Source organism: Helicobacter sp. T3_23-1056, from assembly GCF_053654535.1.
The window spans coordinates 20,578-35,475 of record NZ_JBSIUU010000024.1 but is presented as its reverse complement, the minus strand read 5'-3'; the positions used below and the strand labels follow the sequence as shown (position 1 = coordinate 35,475).

16 protein-coding genes and 2 pseudogenes are annotated in these 14,898 nt (G+C 40.1%); 10 read left to right on the top strand and 8 right to left on the bottom strand.

The window, feature by feature from the left end; all coding sequences use genetic code 11:
- Positions 1 to 169 (top strand): annotated as a pseudogene (locus tag ACWIUO_RS11010) (IS1595 family transposase); the annotation flags it as partial.
- A 45-nt stretch (positions 170 to 214) separates the two neighbouring features.
- Here ACWIUO_RS11010 and ACWIUO_RS11005 read toward each other — a convergent pair.
- Genes ACWIUO_RS11005 through ACWIUO_RS10995 form a run of 3 tightly spaced genes read right to left on the bottom strand, consistent with a single transcriptional unit; the run spans position 215 to position 1,850 of the window.
- Positions 215 to 976, bottom strand: coding sequence for a 3'-5' exonuclease (locus tag ACWIUO_RS11005; protein ID WP_454177941.1), 762 nt, complete (start codon positions 974 to 976; stop codon positions 215 to 217).
- 29 nt (positions 977 to 1,005) lie between these two features.
- Entirely contained in the window at positions 1,006 to 1,668 is a 663-nt protein-coding gene (gene rpe, locus ACWIUO_RS11000; RefSeq protein ID WP_454177940.1) for a ribulose-phosphate 3-epimerase, read from the bottom strand.
- Positions 1,662 to 1,850 (bottom strand): hypothetical protein, encoded by a 189-nt coding sequence (locus ACWIUO_RS10995; protein WP_454177939.1) that lies wholly within the window; start codon positions 1,848 to 1,850, stop codon positions 1,662 to 1,664. The genes rpe and ACWIUO_RS10995 overlap by 7 nt, the downstream gene beginning before the upstream one ends.
- 138 nt (positions 1,851 to 1,988) lie before the next feature.
- On the opposite strand from ACWIUO_RS10995, the gene ACWIUO_RS10990 reads away from it, so the two are divergent.
- The 5 genes from ACWIUO_RS10990 (at position 1,989) to ACWIUO_RS10970 (ending at position 6,064) form a co-directional block, all read left to right on the top strand.
- On the top strand, positions 1,989 to 2,882 hold the full coding sequence (locus ACWIUO_RS10990) for a class 1 fructose-bisphosphatase (protein WP_454177938.1): 894 nt from the start codon (positions 1,989 to 1,991) through the stop codon (positions 2,880 to 2,882).
- An 82-nt stretch (positions 2,883 to 2,964) separates the two neighbouring features.
- Positions 2,965 to 3,186 carry a hypothetical protein gene (locus ACWIUO_RS10985; protein ID WP_454177937.1) on the top strand — a complete coding sequence of 74 codons (222 nt, stop codon included), beginning with the start codon at positions 2,965 to 2,967 and terminating at the stop codon, positions 3,184 to 3,186.
- A 111-nt stretch (positions 3,187 to 3,297) separates the two neighbouring features.
- Positions 3,298 to 5,172, top strand: a complete 1,875-nt coding sequence (locus ACWIUO_RS10980) for an ATP-binding protein (RefSeq protein WP_454177936.1) — start codon at positions 3,298 to 3,300, stop codon at positions 5,170 to 5,172.
- Between the two features lie 300 nt (positions 5,173 to 5,472).
- Positions 5,473 to 5,787, top strand: coding sequence for a hypothetical protein (locus tag ACWIUO_RS10975; RefSeq protein WP_454177935.1), 315 nt, complete (start codon positions 5,473 to 5,475; stop codon positions 5,785 to 5,787).
- Between the two features lie 19 nt (positions 5,788 to 5,806).
- The gene (locus ACWIUO_RS10970) at positions 5,807 to 6,064 is read left to right on the top strand and encodes a hypothetical protein (RefSeq protein ID WP_454177934.1); all 258 of its coding nucleotides are present in this window, start codon (positions 5,807 to 5,809) and stop codon (positions 6,062 to 6,064) included.
- Here the strand turns inward: ACWIUO_RS10970 and ACWIUO_RS10965 are convergent.
- Positions 5,995 to 6,345: a hypothetical protein gene (locus ACWIUO_RS10965; RefSeq protein WP_454177933.1), complete on the bottom strand. Its 351-nt coding sequence runs from the start codon at positions 6,343 to 6,345 to the stop codon at positions 5,995 to 5,997. The two genes, ACWIUO_RS10970 and ACWIUO_RS10965, sit on opposite strands and share 70 nt — an antisense overlap.
- A gap of 298 nt (positions 6,346 to 6,643) precedes the next feature.
- Positions 6,644 to 6,982, bottom strand: a complete 339-nt coding sequence (locus tag ACWIUO_RS10960; protein WP_454177932.1) for a c-type cytochrome — start codon at positions 6,980 to 6,982, stop codon at positions 6,644 to 6,646.
- Positions 6,983 to 7,317: 335 nt separating this feature from the next.
- On the opposite strand from ACWIUO_RS10960, the gene ACWIUO_RS10955 reads away from it, so the two are divergent.
- From ACWIUO_RS10955 to ACWIUO_RS10940, 4 genes are all read left to right on the top strand, one after another.
- Positions 7,318 to 8,520, top strand: a complete 1,203-nt coding sequence (locus ACWIUO_RS10955; RefSeq protein ID WP_454177931.1) for a flagellar basal body P-ring protein FlgI — start codon at positions 7,318 to 7,320, stop codon at positions 8,518 to 8,520.
- Between the two features lie 161 nt (positions 8,521 to 8,681).
- The gene (locus ACWIUO_RS10950; protein WP_454177942.1) at positions 8,682 to 9,005 is read left to right on the top strand and encodes a rod-binding protein; all 324 of its coding nucleotides are present in this window, start codon (positions 8,682 to 8,684) and stop codon (positions 9,003 to 9,005) included.
- A 28-nt stretch (positions 9,006 to 9,033) separates the two neighbouring features.
- Complete coding sequence (locus ACWIUO_RS10945) at positions 9,034 to 10,206, top strand: sensor histidine kinase (protein WP_454177930.1); 1,173 nt, start codon at positions 9,034 to 9,036, stop codon at positions 10,204 to 10,206.
- A complete protein-coding gene (locus ACWIUO_RS10940) occupies positions 10,163 to 11,476 on the top strand; it encodes a DNA ligase (RefSeq protein WP_454177929.1) in 1,314 nt (437 codons plus the stop codon). Before ACWIUO_RS10945 ends, ACWIUO_RS10940 begins: the two co-directional genes overlap by 44 nt.
- An 81-nt stretch (positions 11,477 to 11,557) precedes the next feature.
- Here ACWIUO_RS10940 and ACWIUO_RS10935 read toward each other — a convergent pair whose 3' ends face one another.
- The 3 genes and pseudogenes from ACWIUO_RS10935 to nhaA form a co-directional block, all read right to left on the bottom strand.
- Complete coding sequence (locus ACWIUO_RS10935) at positions 11,558 to 11,692, bottom strand: hypothetical protein (RefSeq protein WP_454177928.1); 135 nt, start codon at positions 11,690 to 11,692, stop codon at positions 11,558 to 11,560.
- 27 nt (positions 11,693 to 11,719) lie between these two features.
- A pseudogene (locus tag ACWIUO_RS10930) lies at positions 11,720 to 12,358 on the bottom strand (sugar nucleotidyltransferase); the annotation flags it as partial.
- 72 nt (positions 12,359 to 12,430) lie between these two features.
- Positions 12,431 to 14,629, bottom strand: coding sequence for a Na+/H+ antiporter NhaA (gene nhaA / locus ACWIUO_RS10925; RefSeq protein WP_454177927.1), 2,199 nt, complete (start codon positions 14,627 to 14,629; stop codon positions 12,431 to 12,433).
- Positions 14,630 to 14,898 lie beyond the last annotated feature (269 nt).

Sequence of the window (14,898 nt, the reverse complement as noted above, 5' to 3'; positions counted from 1 at the left end):
TGGGATATGCTAAACATAGACTTACTAAATTCAAAGGAATCAAAAAAGAGAATTTTATGCTTCATCTAAAAGAAACAGAATTTAGGTAGCCATAACCAAAAATCAAGGACAAGATTTGTATAAAATCTTGTTAAAAATGATAAGAAATAATCCGCTTAAGTTAAATTGAGTCATTTCTTAACTTTGCAGCAATTTACAACTCCACCTCACTTTCTTAAGAGTTTTTAGAAAAATCGATTAAATCCTGCGTGGTTTTTATCCGTCTTGGTAGATACATAATCGATATTTCAAATACCTTTAGTGCGGTTAGCGCATCGGCGTAAGCGCGATGTGAAGTCGGTGTATTTATGCCTAAAAATTCATTTAGATAGCTTAGAGAATACCGCTTAGCTAGGATTGTCTTTCGTGCCAAATCTATCGTGCATAATCTTGGGTTTAATAATCCACATAGCCCCGCTTCCTCCATAGCCCCACTTACAAACCCATAATCAAACCCGACATTATGCGCTACAAATACACTTTGTCCCAAAAACGCCCTAAAATCGCTCAAAACTTCGCGCTCTTTTCGCGCATTTTCTAGCATTTTTGGCGTGATTTGCGTGATTTCTATGATAGTCTCTGGGACAAAATACGCGTGGATTAGCTCGCTAAACTTCCCTAAAATCTTGCCATTTTTCCATTTGATTGCGCCGATTTCGATGATTTGGTGTTTATCTGGCTTACTGCCTGTGGTCTCAATATCCACAAAGCAAAATTCCTGCTCCCTCCATTCTAGCTCATTATGCGCTAAAAAATACGCATTGCCACGCGACTCTAATGGCAAGCCCTGTGCGCGCAGTAGCTCGATTTGCAAATATGCTTCTTCTAGGCTATCTATGGGATATTTGGGGTTATGATTTTGCAAAATCTTATACAACTCTTCATAAGAAATATTGCGCTCATAAAGCGTTGATTCTAGCTCTTTTGCGATACTCAAACGCGTCCTTTTGTCGTTATTTGTTGTTTTTATGGCTGGTTGGATTGGCTAGGATTTTTTAGCGAATCTATCGCCTCTGCGTAGTTGCTAGCACCAAATACAAAACTCCCCGCTACCACTATATCTACGCCTGCTTGTTGCAAAGCAAGCGCGTTTTTGTCATTTACCCCGCCATCGACTTCGATTAGGCATTTTGGATTTTTAGATTCTATCATTTCGCGCAGATTTTGCACCTTGCTAAGCACGCTAGGGATAAACTCCTGCCCACCAAATCCCGGATTTACACTCATAAGTAGCACCATATCAATATCTGGCAAAATATACTCTAAGCCTTTTTCGCTAGTGTGTGGGTTTAGCACGATGGCTGGGCGAATGCCGTTTTTGCGTATGTGTGAGATGAGTCGGTGGAGATGCTTTACTTCCTCGATATGCACGGAGATAAATTCTGGCTTTATTGGCAAAAAACTATCCACAAAAAAATCCACATTTTCCACCATTAGATGCACATCTAGTGGTTTTGTAGCCACTTTTGCGACTTGCTTTATCACGGGTGCGCCAAATGTGAGATTTGGCACAAAATGCCCATCCATAATATCGATATGGACAAAATCCGCACCCGCCTTGCAGATAGATTCTACCTCCGCCCCTAGTCGCAAAAAATCGCTAGATAAGATACTTGGAGCGACTAGCATTGGAAATGGCTTGTTGTTGGATTTTGGGGGCGATTTTGGAGGAGGCGATTTTGGAGGATAAGTAGGGATTGCATTTTGTGCCTTTTTGTGGTTTTGCGTGTGTTTTGTGGGGATTTTGGATTATTTTTTGGATTGTTTTGTCGCGTATTATTTTTCTCGCTAGATTTTGTCATAAATTTCAAAAATTAAATGCTATCATAAGTGTATTAAGAATATAATTAAGCCTTTATAAAAAATCCACAAAAATATCAAAATCTACAAAATCTACCACAAAAACTATCTACAAAACGCTACAAAAAGAAGCAAAACAAGGAGCGCAAATGTCAAAAGAACTAAAAAATGATTTTATCTCTATCAAAAAGTGCATACAAAAATGCGCTATATCTATCCACAAAACATTGCAAAATCAAAACAACCAAAATGCAGAGTATCTAAACAGCACAAATTCTAGCGGGGATACGCAGCTAGCAGTCGATGTGGCGTGTGATAAATTGATAGAAAAAAATCTTTTGGAGCTAGAATGTATAGGTGGCGTATGCTCTGAAGAAAAGCAAGAAGCGGTGTATAAAGGCAATGTCGCGGGCAAGATTTTAGTCGCGTATGACCCGCTAGATGGCTCAAGTCTTTTTGATTCAAATCTTAGCGTGGGTAGCATATTTGGAATCTATGCGGGGGGGTTTGCCTCTCAAAAAATCATAGGGGCGTGCTATGTGGTGTATGGAGCGCGCTTAGAGCTAGTGTGGGCAGATGATACAAGCGATAAAGTAGAGCATTTTTTGTATGATTTTGAAAAAAAACAATGGCTAGAAAAACCAGCATTAAAGCTAGGGGAAAAAGGCAAGCTAAATGCGCCCGGGGGGACGCAAAAGTATTGGAGTGCTAGGCATAAAGGGCTAGTAGATTCTCTTTTTGCGCAAGGATATAGACTGCGATATTCGGGGGGAATGGTGCCAGATTTGCACCAGATTTTAATCAAAGGTGGGGGGCTATTTAGCTACCCAGCCACGCAAGATGCAAAAAAAGGCAAATTACGCAAACTTTTTGAAGTATTTCCATTTGCCTTTGTCTATGAAAAAGCAGGTGGGGAGGCAATCGATGGCAAATCGCGACTGCTTAGCTTAAAGTGTGAGAATCTACACGATACTACGCAGTGTTTTTTGGGTAGCAGGGCTGAAATCGCGCTTGTAAAAAAAGCATATAAAGAGGAAAAATAACATAAACAACGGATAAAAAAAGCGATTTTGTGTAAAATATTTATCGCAAAATCCGCCCAATAAACAAAAAAAAGGAATAAAAATGAGTGAAATCAAACCTAACACCAATATGCCTAGCACGCCAGATTCATTTGATACAAAGCTAGATAATGAGCTAGAAAAGCTAAAATCCTGCCAACAAAATCACGCGCTAAAATCCTGCTTTGATTGTGAAAAAATGCTAGATTGCGATACGCGAAAATCCTATGTAAGTGCCGTGTATAAAAGTATGAGCAAGGGCGAGGTAAGCGGTTTTGATTTTTAGATTTTGGTTATTTGCAAAATAGGCAAAATCTAAAAGCGATAAAATCTAAAAAAGCAAAATCTAAAAACAATAAGCAAAATCCCAAAAAACCCAAAAACAAAAAGGCATAAGATGAAATTTTTAGAAGATTTTTTAGAAGCAAAAGACATACAAAAAGCAAAGATTTTTGAGTCTTTGCGCACGCAAAAGCAAGAAGCACTTATCTTGCGCTATATGACAAAAGCCCTGCTAGAAGGCGTGCTTGAAATGGCTGTGCTTGAATTGGTGCAAAACTGCTTTAAAGAGCAAGACGATGAAACACAAAATAGCCAAAATCCAAAATCTACCGCCACAAAAAGCCACGATTTAGGACAAAGCACCAAACTAACCAAAATCCAAAAATACGCCCAAATAAACCACAATGACAAACCAACACAAAATCCAAAATCTACCCAATCCATAATCATCACTTACTTGCCTATGGTAAGGGCTTTGATAGATTCTGGCTGGATTGTGCTTAGCGAAATGTCGCGCTTCAAACAGCCAAATATCAAAGATATGGCATTGCTAGAGCTACTAAGCTGTGAAGTAAGCCTATCAAATGCGTTTTTGCGCGTGCTTGAGAGGGGGCATAGCGAAGTGCAAATCCCCGATGAGACGCCATATAACGACCATTTAGAATATGTCAAAGACCAATTTTTGCGCATAAATCTAGCAAGCAAATTTACCCCACAAAATGAAGCAAAAAACACCGCTATCAAATCCCAAATAAACGCCCTAGAAAATCGCATAAAAGAGCGATTGCTAATCACTACAAAAGAGATTTACGCACACAAAATCATCAAAGACTACGCCCTAAATCCAAAAGAAGAAATGATATTTTTTGCCCTGCTAAAAGAGGAATACTACGGAGGCGATGGCTACTACCGCGATATGAATAATTTGATTGATTTAATCAGCGAAAATGAATATGACAAAATGAAAAACCGCGCACTGCTAGATGAAAAATCGACTTTGGTAGAAAAAGGCTTGCTAGATTTTGGCGAAATGCTAAATCCATTTGGCGGAATCGTGCGGACATTTTATATCCCTGAAGAGATTTTGCATAAAGTTATCCGTGAGCCATACAAGAAAAAAAGCAAAAAAATCGCCCTAGCCTCCGTGCTAGAGGGACAAGAGATATTTGAGCTAGTCCAGCCAAAACAAAGCCTAGATGACATAGTCTTGCCCAAATCCACGCGAGCGATGATGGAATCTATCTTAAAGCAAGTAGATGCAAGTGTGGTGGCTAGACTAAGGCAATGGGGGATAAAAGACAAGCATAAAGGAGTGGAGGCAAAAATCCTTTTTTTTGGAGAAGCAGGCACGGGCAAGACGCTAAGCGCACTTGCCATAGCAAAGGCGTTAAAAAAGCAAGTTATTAGCTTTGATTGCTCCAAAATCCTATCAATGTATGTGGGAGAGAGCGAAAAAAATGTGCGCAAAATCTTTGATAGCTACAATGAAATCAGCAAAAAAATCAAAAACGAACCCGTGCTACTGCTAGATGAGGCAGACCAATTTTTGAGCACGCGCATAACTTCTAGCTCTGGGGCTGAAAAAATGCACAACCAAATGCAAAATATATTTTTGGAGCAAATCGAGCGATTTAGCGGGGTGCTAGTGGCGACTACAAATCTAATAGATAGCATAGATAGCGCGTTTTCTAGGAGGTTTGATTACAAAATCGAATTTAAGCGACCAAATGAGGAACAACGAATCAAACTATGGGAAAAATACCTCCCCAAAAACGCAAAATACGAAAATGAAACCACCCAAACCGCCCTAGCAAAAGAGCTATCTAGCTACAATCTAAGCGGCGCACAAATCTCTCTAGTGATAAAAAACACCGCCTATAAAGTCGCCACAAGAAGCAACCCAATATTTAAAAAAGAGGATTTTATCGAAGCCATCAAACGCGAGATAAGCGGGAATTTTGACGGAAGCAAAAGCGTGGGGTTTATATAGATTTTCATTAAAGATTTTGGCTTTTTTAAAGCCTTTAAGTATGGCAAAACGCATATTTTATAATTAAGATTTTTTGAAAAAAATCAAAATATCTAAAATGTAGATTTTGTAAATAATGCAACTCTGTAATAAAACACGATTTTGCGCAAAACGATTTTTGCGCAAAAACTTTTGGATATTTCGCTTAAATCTTCATTTGCTGAAAATTTTAACTTCATTTGTCAAAGATGGCAAGCGTTGTCGTATTTTTGAGCTATGATTCCGCTTCTATCATTGAAAGCAAATGCGACTTTGTAAAAAGTGGCATTTGCGTGGCAATCCACAAAAAAATTTTGTCATACTAAGCAAAGCAAAGTATCTCAAAATATACAAATAAATAGAGATATTTCTGGCTTTGCCCTCAATATGACAAGCCAAAAACGAAGCCTCAATATGACAAAAAGTAGCAATCCTACAAAAACCAATCGTCATTACAAGACTTCCACAGGAAGTCGTGGCAATCCACAATGCGATACAGAAACAATAGATTGCCACGAATTTGCTAAAGCAAATTCTCGCAATGACAAAATGTCTTTTTCTAAAAAAAAATCCCACCCCCTACCCCACTCGTGCTAAGGGAAAGGGAATAAGGATAGTGCAAATCCGTAATGGAGGGGAAAATCTCTCATTACAAGAATTTGCATTGCCGTCATTGCGAGCGCAACTTGTTACGCGTGGCAATCTATGGGATTTTTTGGTGGTTGGGGGTTTGCGTCATTGCGAGCAATTAGATTCTGCATTTTTGCAGAATCTAATGCGTGGCAATCTTTTTATTAGTTTTTGTCAAAAAGCGCGTTTTTGGCATTTGGTAACGATAGATTGCCACGCAAGTCTTGCGACTTGCTCGCAATGACGATAAAGATTCCCCATACTTTGCAGAGCATTTTGCGTTTTTCCCCCTCCCTTTGCGGAGTTGCCAAAATTTTCCCCTTCCCTTAGCACGAGGGGGCTAGGGGGTGGGTTTTTGGTGAGTTTTTTTGTGGTTTTTTGTGCGTTGGGTTTTTTTGCATTGTGAGGGTTTTTTTCTAGTGAGGATTTTTGCGTCATTGCGAGCGCAACTTGTTGCGCGTGGCAATCTATATCATCAAAATCACAACATATATTTTTTTGAATTTGTAGAGTGTGGATTGCCACGATTCTAGCCTTTTTAACAAAAGCCTAGAATCTCGCAATGACAAAAATGCAATTTCTTTCAATGATAAAAACAATAGATTGCCACGAATTTGCTAAAGCAAATTCTCGCAATGACGGATTTACCCACCCCCTAGCCCCCTCGTGCTAAGGGAGGGGGATTTTGGATTGCCACGCATTAGATTTTGTAAAAATACAAAATCTAAACGCTAGCAATGACAAAAACCCCGTATTCTTAATCCCCCTCCCTTAAAAAATCCCCCTCCGTGTCAATACCACAAATCAAACGCCATCAACTTGACTATTTCCCTTTAAGTGTGGGGATATATTTTGATAGTGCCTCAATATCATCTGCGCTAAGAGAGGCTGCTTGCCCCCACATAGTCGCGCCTAGCCCAAAAGTATTTAGCGTCTTTGCTTTGTAGCCTAGAAGCGCGGTTTTGATTTGCGCGGGGGTTAGGGTGTTGGTGATTTTGCTTTTGCCGAGTGCTTGTTTTTCCATTTTTGGTCCGTGGCAGGATTGGCATCGTTGCTTTATGATAGTGGCTGGGTCAGCCCCTTGCAGTGTCAAAATGCCAAAAGATAGCGCAATCGCACTTACAATAAGTGTCTTTTTTAGGGTATTTTGCTTAGGTTTCATTGGTTGCTCCTTGCTTGTTAGAAGTGGTTGTTGTGAGTTGTTTGGGTGATTTTCGCACCTTTATGGGGATTTAAGATTTTGGCAAAATCATCTCCAAAAACCAAAATATTATATTCTCAAAAAACTAATAGAAATGAGATAAAGTTACAAAACAAATTGCAAAACTTTTGGTGGTTATAAAACTACAAAATCTATATTAAAAAACCTGCTTAAATGGAATCTATTTTGCTTTTATCTTGCAAATAAATAGGCAAAATGCTAGCAAGCATTGCTTAAAATCTAGGATAAATGCGCTTCAAACAAACGCATTACAAAGCGCGTATTAAGGAGAATCTATGCGAGATAATTTTGGGACAAAAAAGGTTTTTTTGCAGCAGTTTTTACATAGTTTTTGGGGCGATTGGACGGGTAGTGCTAGCTTTAGCACCAAAGATACTAAGCCAAAATCAGCCCTAGCAAAAGGCGTAAAAAGCGTATTTGGCAGTGCGATTAGAAGCTATGGGGGCAGAGTGTTTGTAGCGATTTTGCTAGGTGGGGTGGCGTTAGGGATTTTGACCCCTGCTAAGGCAGAAAAAATCAGCGAAATCGCAAATGTCGTAGGCGTGCGAAATAACCAACTAATCGGCTATGGGCTTGTCATCGGGCTAAATGGCACAGGGGACAAAACAAGCTCGCGCTTCACAATGCAATCTATCGCAAATATGCTAGAGAGCGTAAATGTCAAAGTAGATGCAGAATCCATAAAATCCAAAAATGTCGCAGCGGTGCTTGTAACGGCGGATTTGCCACCATTTGCAAGACAGGGCGATAGGCTAGATGTCAAAATCTCTTCTATCGGCGATGCCAAATCGCTAGAATCTGGGATTTTGGTAATGACACCGCTTAGTGCCGTAGATGGCAATATCTACGCAGTGGCACAAGGCGGGGTTACCACAGGGACTTCAAGCAACGCCCTAAGCGCGGTAGTGGCGCAAGGTGCGGTGGTAGAGCGCGAAGTGCCATATAATCTTTTTAATCAAAACTCCATCACGCTAAGCCTAAAATCTAGCAATTTCCAAAACGCTGTGAAAATCCAAGAATCGCTAAATAAAATCTTTGGCGAGCAAACTGCATTAGCCATCGACTCACGCACCATAAAGGTGCAAAAACCCCAAGATATAACGCCTGTGGAGTTTCTAGCCCTTATCCAAGAAGTCCAAATCGACTACTCCCAAGCAAACAAAATCATAATCGATGAAAAATCTGGCACAATCGTAGCGGGCATAGACATTCCCGTGCGTCCTGTGGTGGTTACAAGCGGGAATATCACGCTAAAAATCACCAATGAACCGCTTGAAGGCGAAAATCTACAACAGCTAGATTCTACAAGTAGCTTTGATGCGGGGGCTGGTATCATCAGCGCGAGTGAAAAAGCTACGACTATTTCTAGCGTAGTCAAGGCTCTGCAAAAAATGGGAGCTAGCCCAAAAAATATGATTTCGATTTTGGAGGCTATGCGACAAAGCGGGGCGATTGCCACGCCCATAGAAATAATATAGAAGCAATGTAGAAGTAATGTAGAAGCGATATAGAAAATCAAGCAATCTAAAAAGACAATTTCAAAGGAACAAAAATGAAAATAGATAGCACAAGCGCGCTAAATCAATACGAAGCACTAAAAATCAAATCCCTAGAATCTAGCCTAAATCACAAAGCCACACTGCACCATAAAGCAAACGCACTAAAACATTCGCTAGATTTTGCCCAAAAGCTAGATAAGCAAGACGCAACACAAAATGGTGCGCAAAGCGTTCAAAGCAAAGAGGATAAGGCGTTAAAAGAGCAAACGGACGCATTTGAAGCGATTTTGCTAAAATTTATGCTTGATAACGCGCTAAAACTAGAAGACCCGCTTTTCCCAAAAGAGCCTGGTAGCGACATATATCATAGTATGTATAAAGAAACGCTAGCTGGGCAACTCTCTGGCGGTTTTGGGTATTCTCAAGCCCTGTATAATTGGCTAAAAGAACAAGGCAAAATCTAATCCCTAACAACGCATAAAAGTCTATCAAATGCCAAAAAATCCTACAAAAGAGACAAAATCTAGCGTGCAAAATTTGGGTAGCGAGAAGCTACAAACAGATATTTTACAAGGCGGAATCTTAAAGGAAAATAACCCCGAAAATATCAAGGCATTGTTAGAGGAATTTATCCGCATAACTTATAGCTATGAGCGCGAAGTAAAAGACGCAAAAGCCCTGTATGAGCGCGTGATAGAGACATTGCCTGAAGCGGTATGGGTGTATAATCCTAATGGAAGTTTTTTTTATCAAAACAAATTAGCAAAAGATTTAAATCCTATTTTAGACAAACTAAAATCCAAAAAATCAAAAAAAGATGTTGCAAAATCTAACCAAAAATCTAGCACAAAATCCGCTATCAACCCCACACAAGAAGAAATCACCCACCAAAACAAAATCTACCTTATCCAAACAACCTATGTCCAAGCAAGCGATTCTAAAACAAACGATTTTGATGAGCAGGGGCAATACACGCTAATCACTGCCACTGACATCACGCTACAAAAGCGTCAAGATAGACTAGCTTCAATGGGGCAAATCTCTGCCCACCTCGCACACGAGATACGAAACCCCATAGGCTCTATCTCACTTCTTATCTCAACCCTTGCAAGACGCGCCACAGAAATCCAAAAACCCCTCATCTACGAAATCCAAAAAAGCATTTTTCGCGTGGAGCGCATCATAAAAGCCACGCTACTTTTTTCAAAAGGCATAAATGCAAACAAAACCCCAAACAAAATCGCTTTTTTAGAGCAAGAACTACGCGAAATCCTTGCGTATTATAGTTTTGGCAAAGATATAGATTTTGATTTTATGTTTGTCGATAAAGTCGCGCTTTTTGACAAGGATTTGATGTTGATTGCATTGCAAAATTTTCTTTTTAACGCCATTGATGCGATTGAAGAGGGGGAGGCACAAAGTGGCAAAGTATCCATAGAAGCGCGCTTAGAGGGCGATTGGCTAGTGTTTAGCATACAGGATAATGGCAAGCCTTTTGATGAAAATTTTGATGAGGGCGCACTTTTTGAGCCATTTATCAGCACCAAGCTAAAAGGCAATGGCTTAGGGCTAGCACTCTCACGCCAAATCATACAATCTCATCAAGGCTTTATCTCTCTAAATGCCAAAGAAAAGCAATTTATCGTGCGGATTAAGCGGGCGTAATGGATTAGATTTTGCAAACATTAGGTTAGATTTTGTAAGCATTTTGACAAAGATTTTTATAAGGTTTTTTATGTGGGTTAGGATTTTTATTATGCTTGCTTGTTGCGTGTTTTTTTGTGCAAATCTTGCTAGAGCGGATTTTGAAGGGGATTTTGGCAAAGATTTTGGTGGAGATTTTAGAGAGGATTTTGAAGCGGATTTGAGCGCAAAATCTAGTGGGGATTTTAATGCAAAATCTAGTGAAAATTTTAGTGAAAATTCTAAAGTTTTCGCCCTTAGCAAATTTGATAAAAAATTGCTAGAAAATGGCACATTTAATGGCTATGTGATGAGCGAAAAGCTAGATGGCGTGCGCGCTATTTGGGATGGAGAAAATCTAAAAAGTAGAAGCGGGAGGATTTTTAGCGCGCCAAAATGCTGGCTAGATAAATTGCCACCTTTTGGGCTTGATGGCGAGCTTTTTATCGATAGGGGGAGGTTTGAAGAGGTGATAAGCATCGTAAGCAGGGGCGAAAATGAGTGCGAGCAATGCAAGTGTGAGGAATGGCAAAAGTTGGGGTATTTTATCTTTGATGTGCCTAATTGTGATGATATTTCAAATATGGATTTTGCAAATACGGATTTGAAAAAAACGAATTTGGCAAAAAATGATTCTAGCAACATAAAATCTTGCACGCTTTTAGAGCGGCTAGCAGTGCTTGAAATTTGGCTAAAAAATAATGAGAATTTACAGCGTGATTTTAGCCCAAAAATTGAACGAAAATCTATGCTGCATATTATCCCACAGATTTTTATCGATAGCCAAAAAGAGCTAGATTCTAAGCTAAAAGAAGTCATAAAAGGCGGTGGCGAGGGGCTTGTGATTCGCAAAAATAATGCGCCTTATGAGAGATTTCGCACGCCAAATGCGATGAAGCTAAAAGGCTATGAAGACGCAGAATGCGTGGTAGTCGCGCATAATATCGGCAAAGGCAAATACGCAAACGCGCTAGGCTCTATCACTTGCGAAAGCCTAGAACTACCAAAATCCAATGTATCAAAATCCACGCTACAAACAAACGCGCCCGCCACTAAAAAATCTAAATCCATAAATCACTCTACAAATCCTACCATTGAAAAAATCCGCTTTAAAATCGGTAGCGGTTTTAGCGATAAAATGAGGGCAAACCCACCGCCACTTGGCACAATCATCACTTATAAATACTACGGGACTACCAAAAATGGCTTGCCTAGATTCCCAATCTTTCTTAGAATCTACTCCCCACAATGACATACAAAATCGCTAAGATACGAAATTGCCAAAATGGCAAAAAAGATTTTGGTTTAAGCCTTATATGCTTGCTTCCACCCCTCACAAAAACTCACTATTTGTAATATCTAGGCTTAGTTTATTAAGCGTGCGGTTAAAGCTATCGTTGCGACACAAAATCGGGCATTTCGCACAATCAATCGCATTATACACTTCCCTTATTCTACTTCCACGCAAAAACTAGTCTTGCTCCCAAATCGCGCATTTTAGGCGATTTTGCTCTAAATACATTTGATTTAGCGTGGTGATTTCTAGCTCGCCACGCGCACTTGGTTTTATTTGCTTTGCTAGCTCACTCACTCCGCTTGGGTAAAAATACAGCCCCGTTACCGCATAATCGCTCTTTGGCACGGCAGGCTTTTCCTCTAATCCTATGACTTCGCCTTGCGCGTTAAACTCTGCTATACCATAGCGTTGCGGGTCGCGCACCTTGTAGCCAAAAATCGTGGCAAAGCCATTTTGCGCGTCTGCTACGCCATTTTCTAGCAGGGGTGTAAGCCCACTACCATAAAAGATATTATCCCCTAGCACAAGGCAAGATGGCGAATCGCCCAAAAAAGATTCCCCCAAAATAAAGGCTTGGGCTAGTCCATCAGGGCTAGGCTGCGCACAATAGCTAAGATTTAGCCCAAAATCCGCCCCGTCCCCCAAAAGTGCCTTAAAATTCGCGCTATCTTGGGGCGTGGTAATGATAAGAATCTCATAAATCCCAGCTAACATAAGCACAGATAGCGGATAATAAATCATCGGCTTGTCAAAAACGGGCAAAAGTTGCTTGCTAATGCCCTTTGTGATAGGGTAAAGCCTCGTGCCAGAGCCCCCTGCTAAAACTATGCCTTTCAAATTTGTGCCTTTCGTATTTATGTGTTTCATTTGTTTCCTTGTAATTTTTTAAAATAATCGCATATTTTTACATTATTTTAGATTGATTTGCGAAGTAGAATCTTTTATGTGGTGTTTGGCAGATTCTTTGGCAAATGCCAAATCTAGCGCAAAATCCTTTGCTTTGTCATTATCTTTTGGCGTAGCAAATGCGCTAGATTCTCCGCTAGGACTAGAAATATCACTAGGCAAATCACTCAAATCGCGTTTAGATTCTAGCAGATACACAGGCTCTTTTGGCTTTGTAAAAAAATACAAAAGACAAATGCCAATGATAAGTGCTAGCGAAGAGGCGTATAAAATAGAGATTTTGGATAAAATGATAGCATCTTCGTGGTCATAGGCTAGATTTGCCACAAATATAGACATCGTAAATCCTATCCCAGCTAAGCACCCTGTGGCAAATATATGCCCAAATGATAAATCATTTGGCTTAGTCGCCACCCCTAGCTTCACGCCCAAAAAAGAAAAAACCAAAATCCCGATAGGCTTCCCTACCACCAGCCCCAAAATCGTCCCCAAAAATATATGGTCTAAATCAAAATTTATACTAGAATCTATCCGCACGCCCGCATTTACAAACGCAAAAAATGGAACGACAAAATATGAGCACAATGGGTGCAAAAATGTTTGTAGCTGAAGCAGTGGATTTTGGGCGGCGTGAGAGTATTTGGCGATGGATTCTAGGATTTGGACGCGCTGACTTTGCTCTTTTATGTTAAATGTGCGCTCGCTCTCTTTAGAGCTAAAAAATTTTTTTAGGCTTGCTAAAGTTTGGCGAAATCCTCCCATATCTTCTTTTTGTGCGTGCGTCTCAAAAAAGTTGCGCCCGCTTTGCGTGATATGCGTGATTTTTTTGAGCTCTTCGCGTAGTCGCAAAAGCGCAATATCAGAGACATTTGAACGCCCCGGGATACAAAAAGCCAAAAGCACGGCTGCTATGGTGGCGTGGATTCCACTATTATGCACGGCTATCCAAAGCAAAACGCCCAAAAATAAATAACTTGAAGTTTTGCGCGTGTCTTGTTGGTTGAAATAAATCAGCACGGCTAAAATAATAAGCGCGATGATAAGCCAAGAAATCTGCAGATTTTGCGTATAAAAAATCACTATGACAAAAATCGCTCCCAAATCATCGACCACCGCAAGCGTAACCAAAAACACCTTTAAGCTAAGAGGCACTCGCTTGCCCAAAAAAAGTATCGCACCAAGCGCAAAAGCCGTATCCGTGCTCATCGCCACGCCAAATCCCACAGCTGAGGGCGTGCCGTGATTGAAAAACAAATAGATTCCTATGGGGACTACAATCCCCCCAAGCGCAGCAAGCATAGGGAAAATGACTTTTTTTGCTCCCGCTAGCTCGCCATAGAGAATCTCTCTTTTCATCTCTAGCCCAATCATTAAGAAAAAAAAGCTCATCGCCACATCATTGACAAAATGCAAAATCGACATTCCCGCGTGTCCCTCGCCAAAAAACACGCCAAGTTTTAGCTCTTGAAATGCAAAATATTTTTCTGCAAACGCAGAATTTGCCACCCCCATAGCAAAAATCACGCAAAAAAACAGCAACACCCCGCTAAAAGACTCGTGGCTAATAAATGTATTTAGCCCTTTTTTTAGCCTATCTTTGACATTTATGGCGTGTGCGCTATGAAATCTATGTCGCGAAACACTCGTAAAATAGGGCAACTTAGGCTGGCTAGAATCCCCCTCCAAACTCTCCTCAAACTCGTGCAAATCTTCAAATTCATCAATATCTTGCCCGCCAAATTCTCGCTCAATCTCGCTAAGATTTGGCGTGATACCTCGCGAAAAATCCTGCCCCCTATCGATATTATCACTAAAATCATCTAAATCATCTAGCCCTTCTAGCTCATCGGCATTTTGGCTATTTATGGCGTTTGGCGCATTTGTAGGCTTTGTAGATTCGATAGATTCTGCGGGGTTTGTAGATTTTGTGTTGTTTGTTTCATTGTTTTTTGTTTGAGAGATTTTGGTAGATTTTGTGTCTTGTTTTGTATCTTGCTGGTTTGTTTTTTTTGGGGGTTTTTGAGTGTCTTTTTTTGGTTTTTTTATCGGTGCAAAATCCCCCCAAGATTGGTTAATGTATTCTTCAAAAGACATATCGTTAGATTCTGCCATATCGCTAGACTCTGCACTAGATTTTAGATTAGATTTTAGACTAGAATCTAGTGAATTAGCTTGGGTATTTTTGGCAGATTTTTTAGGCATTTGGTAACCTTTTTTGTTGTATTTTTGTGTTTGAATGGCATATTTTTTCATAAAAATCATAAAAAGCAAGTGGCAAACATAAAATCACAAACCTTGAATAACACGCGCAATTATAAGCGATTAAGGCTAATCTTTTGATATTTTTTGGCATTTTATGTGCGACATTTTGTGTGCGATGTGTGGATTTTTGTGGATTTTTGCGAAAATTTTGCAAACGCACATATTTAGATTTTGCGCGAATTTATGCCGACTTTATGCAATATCTATGC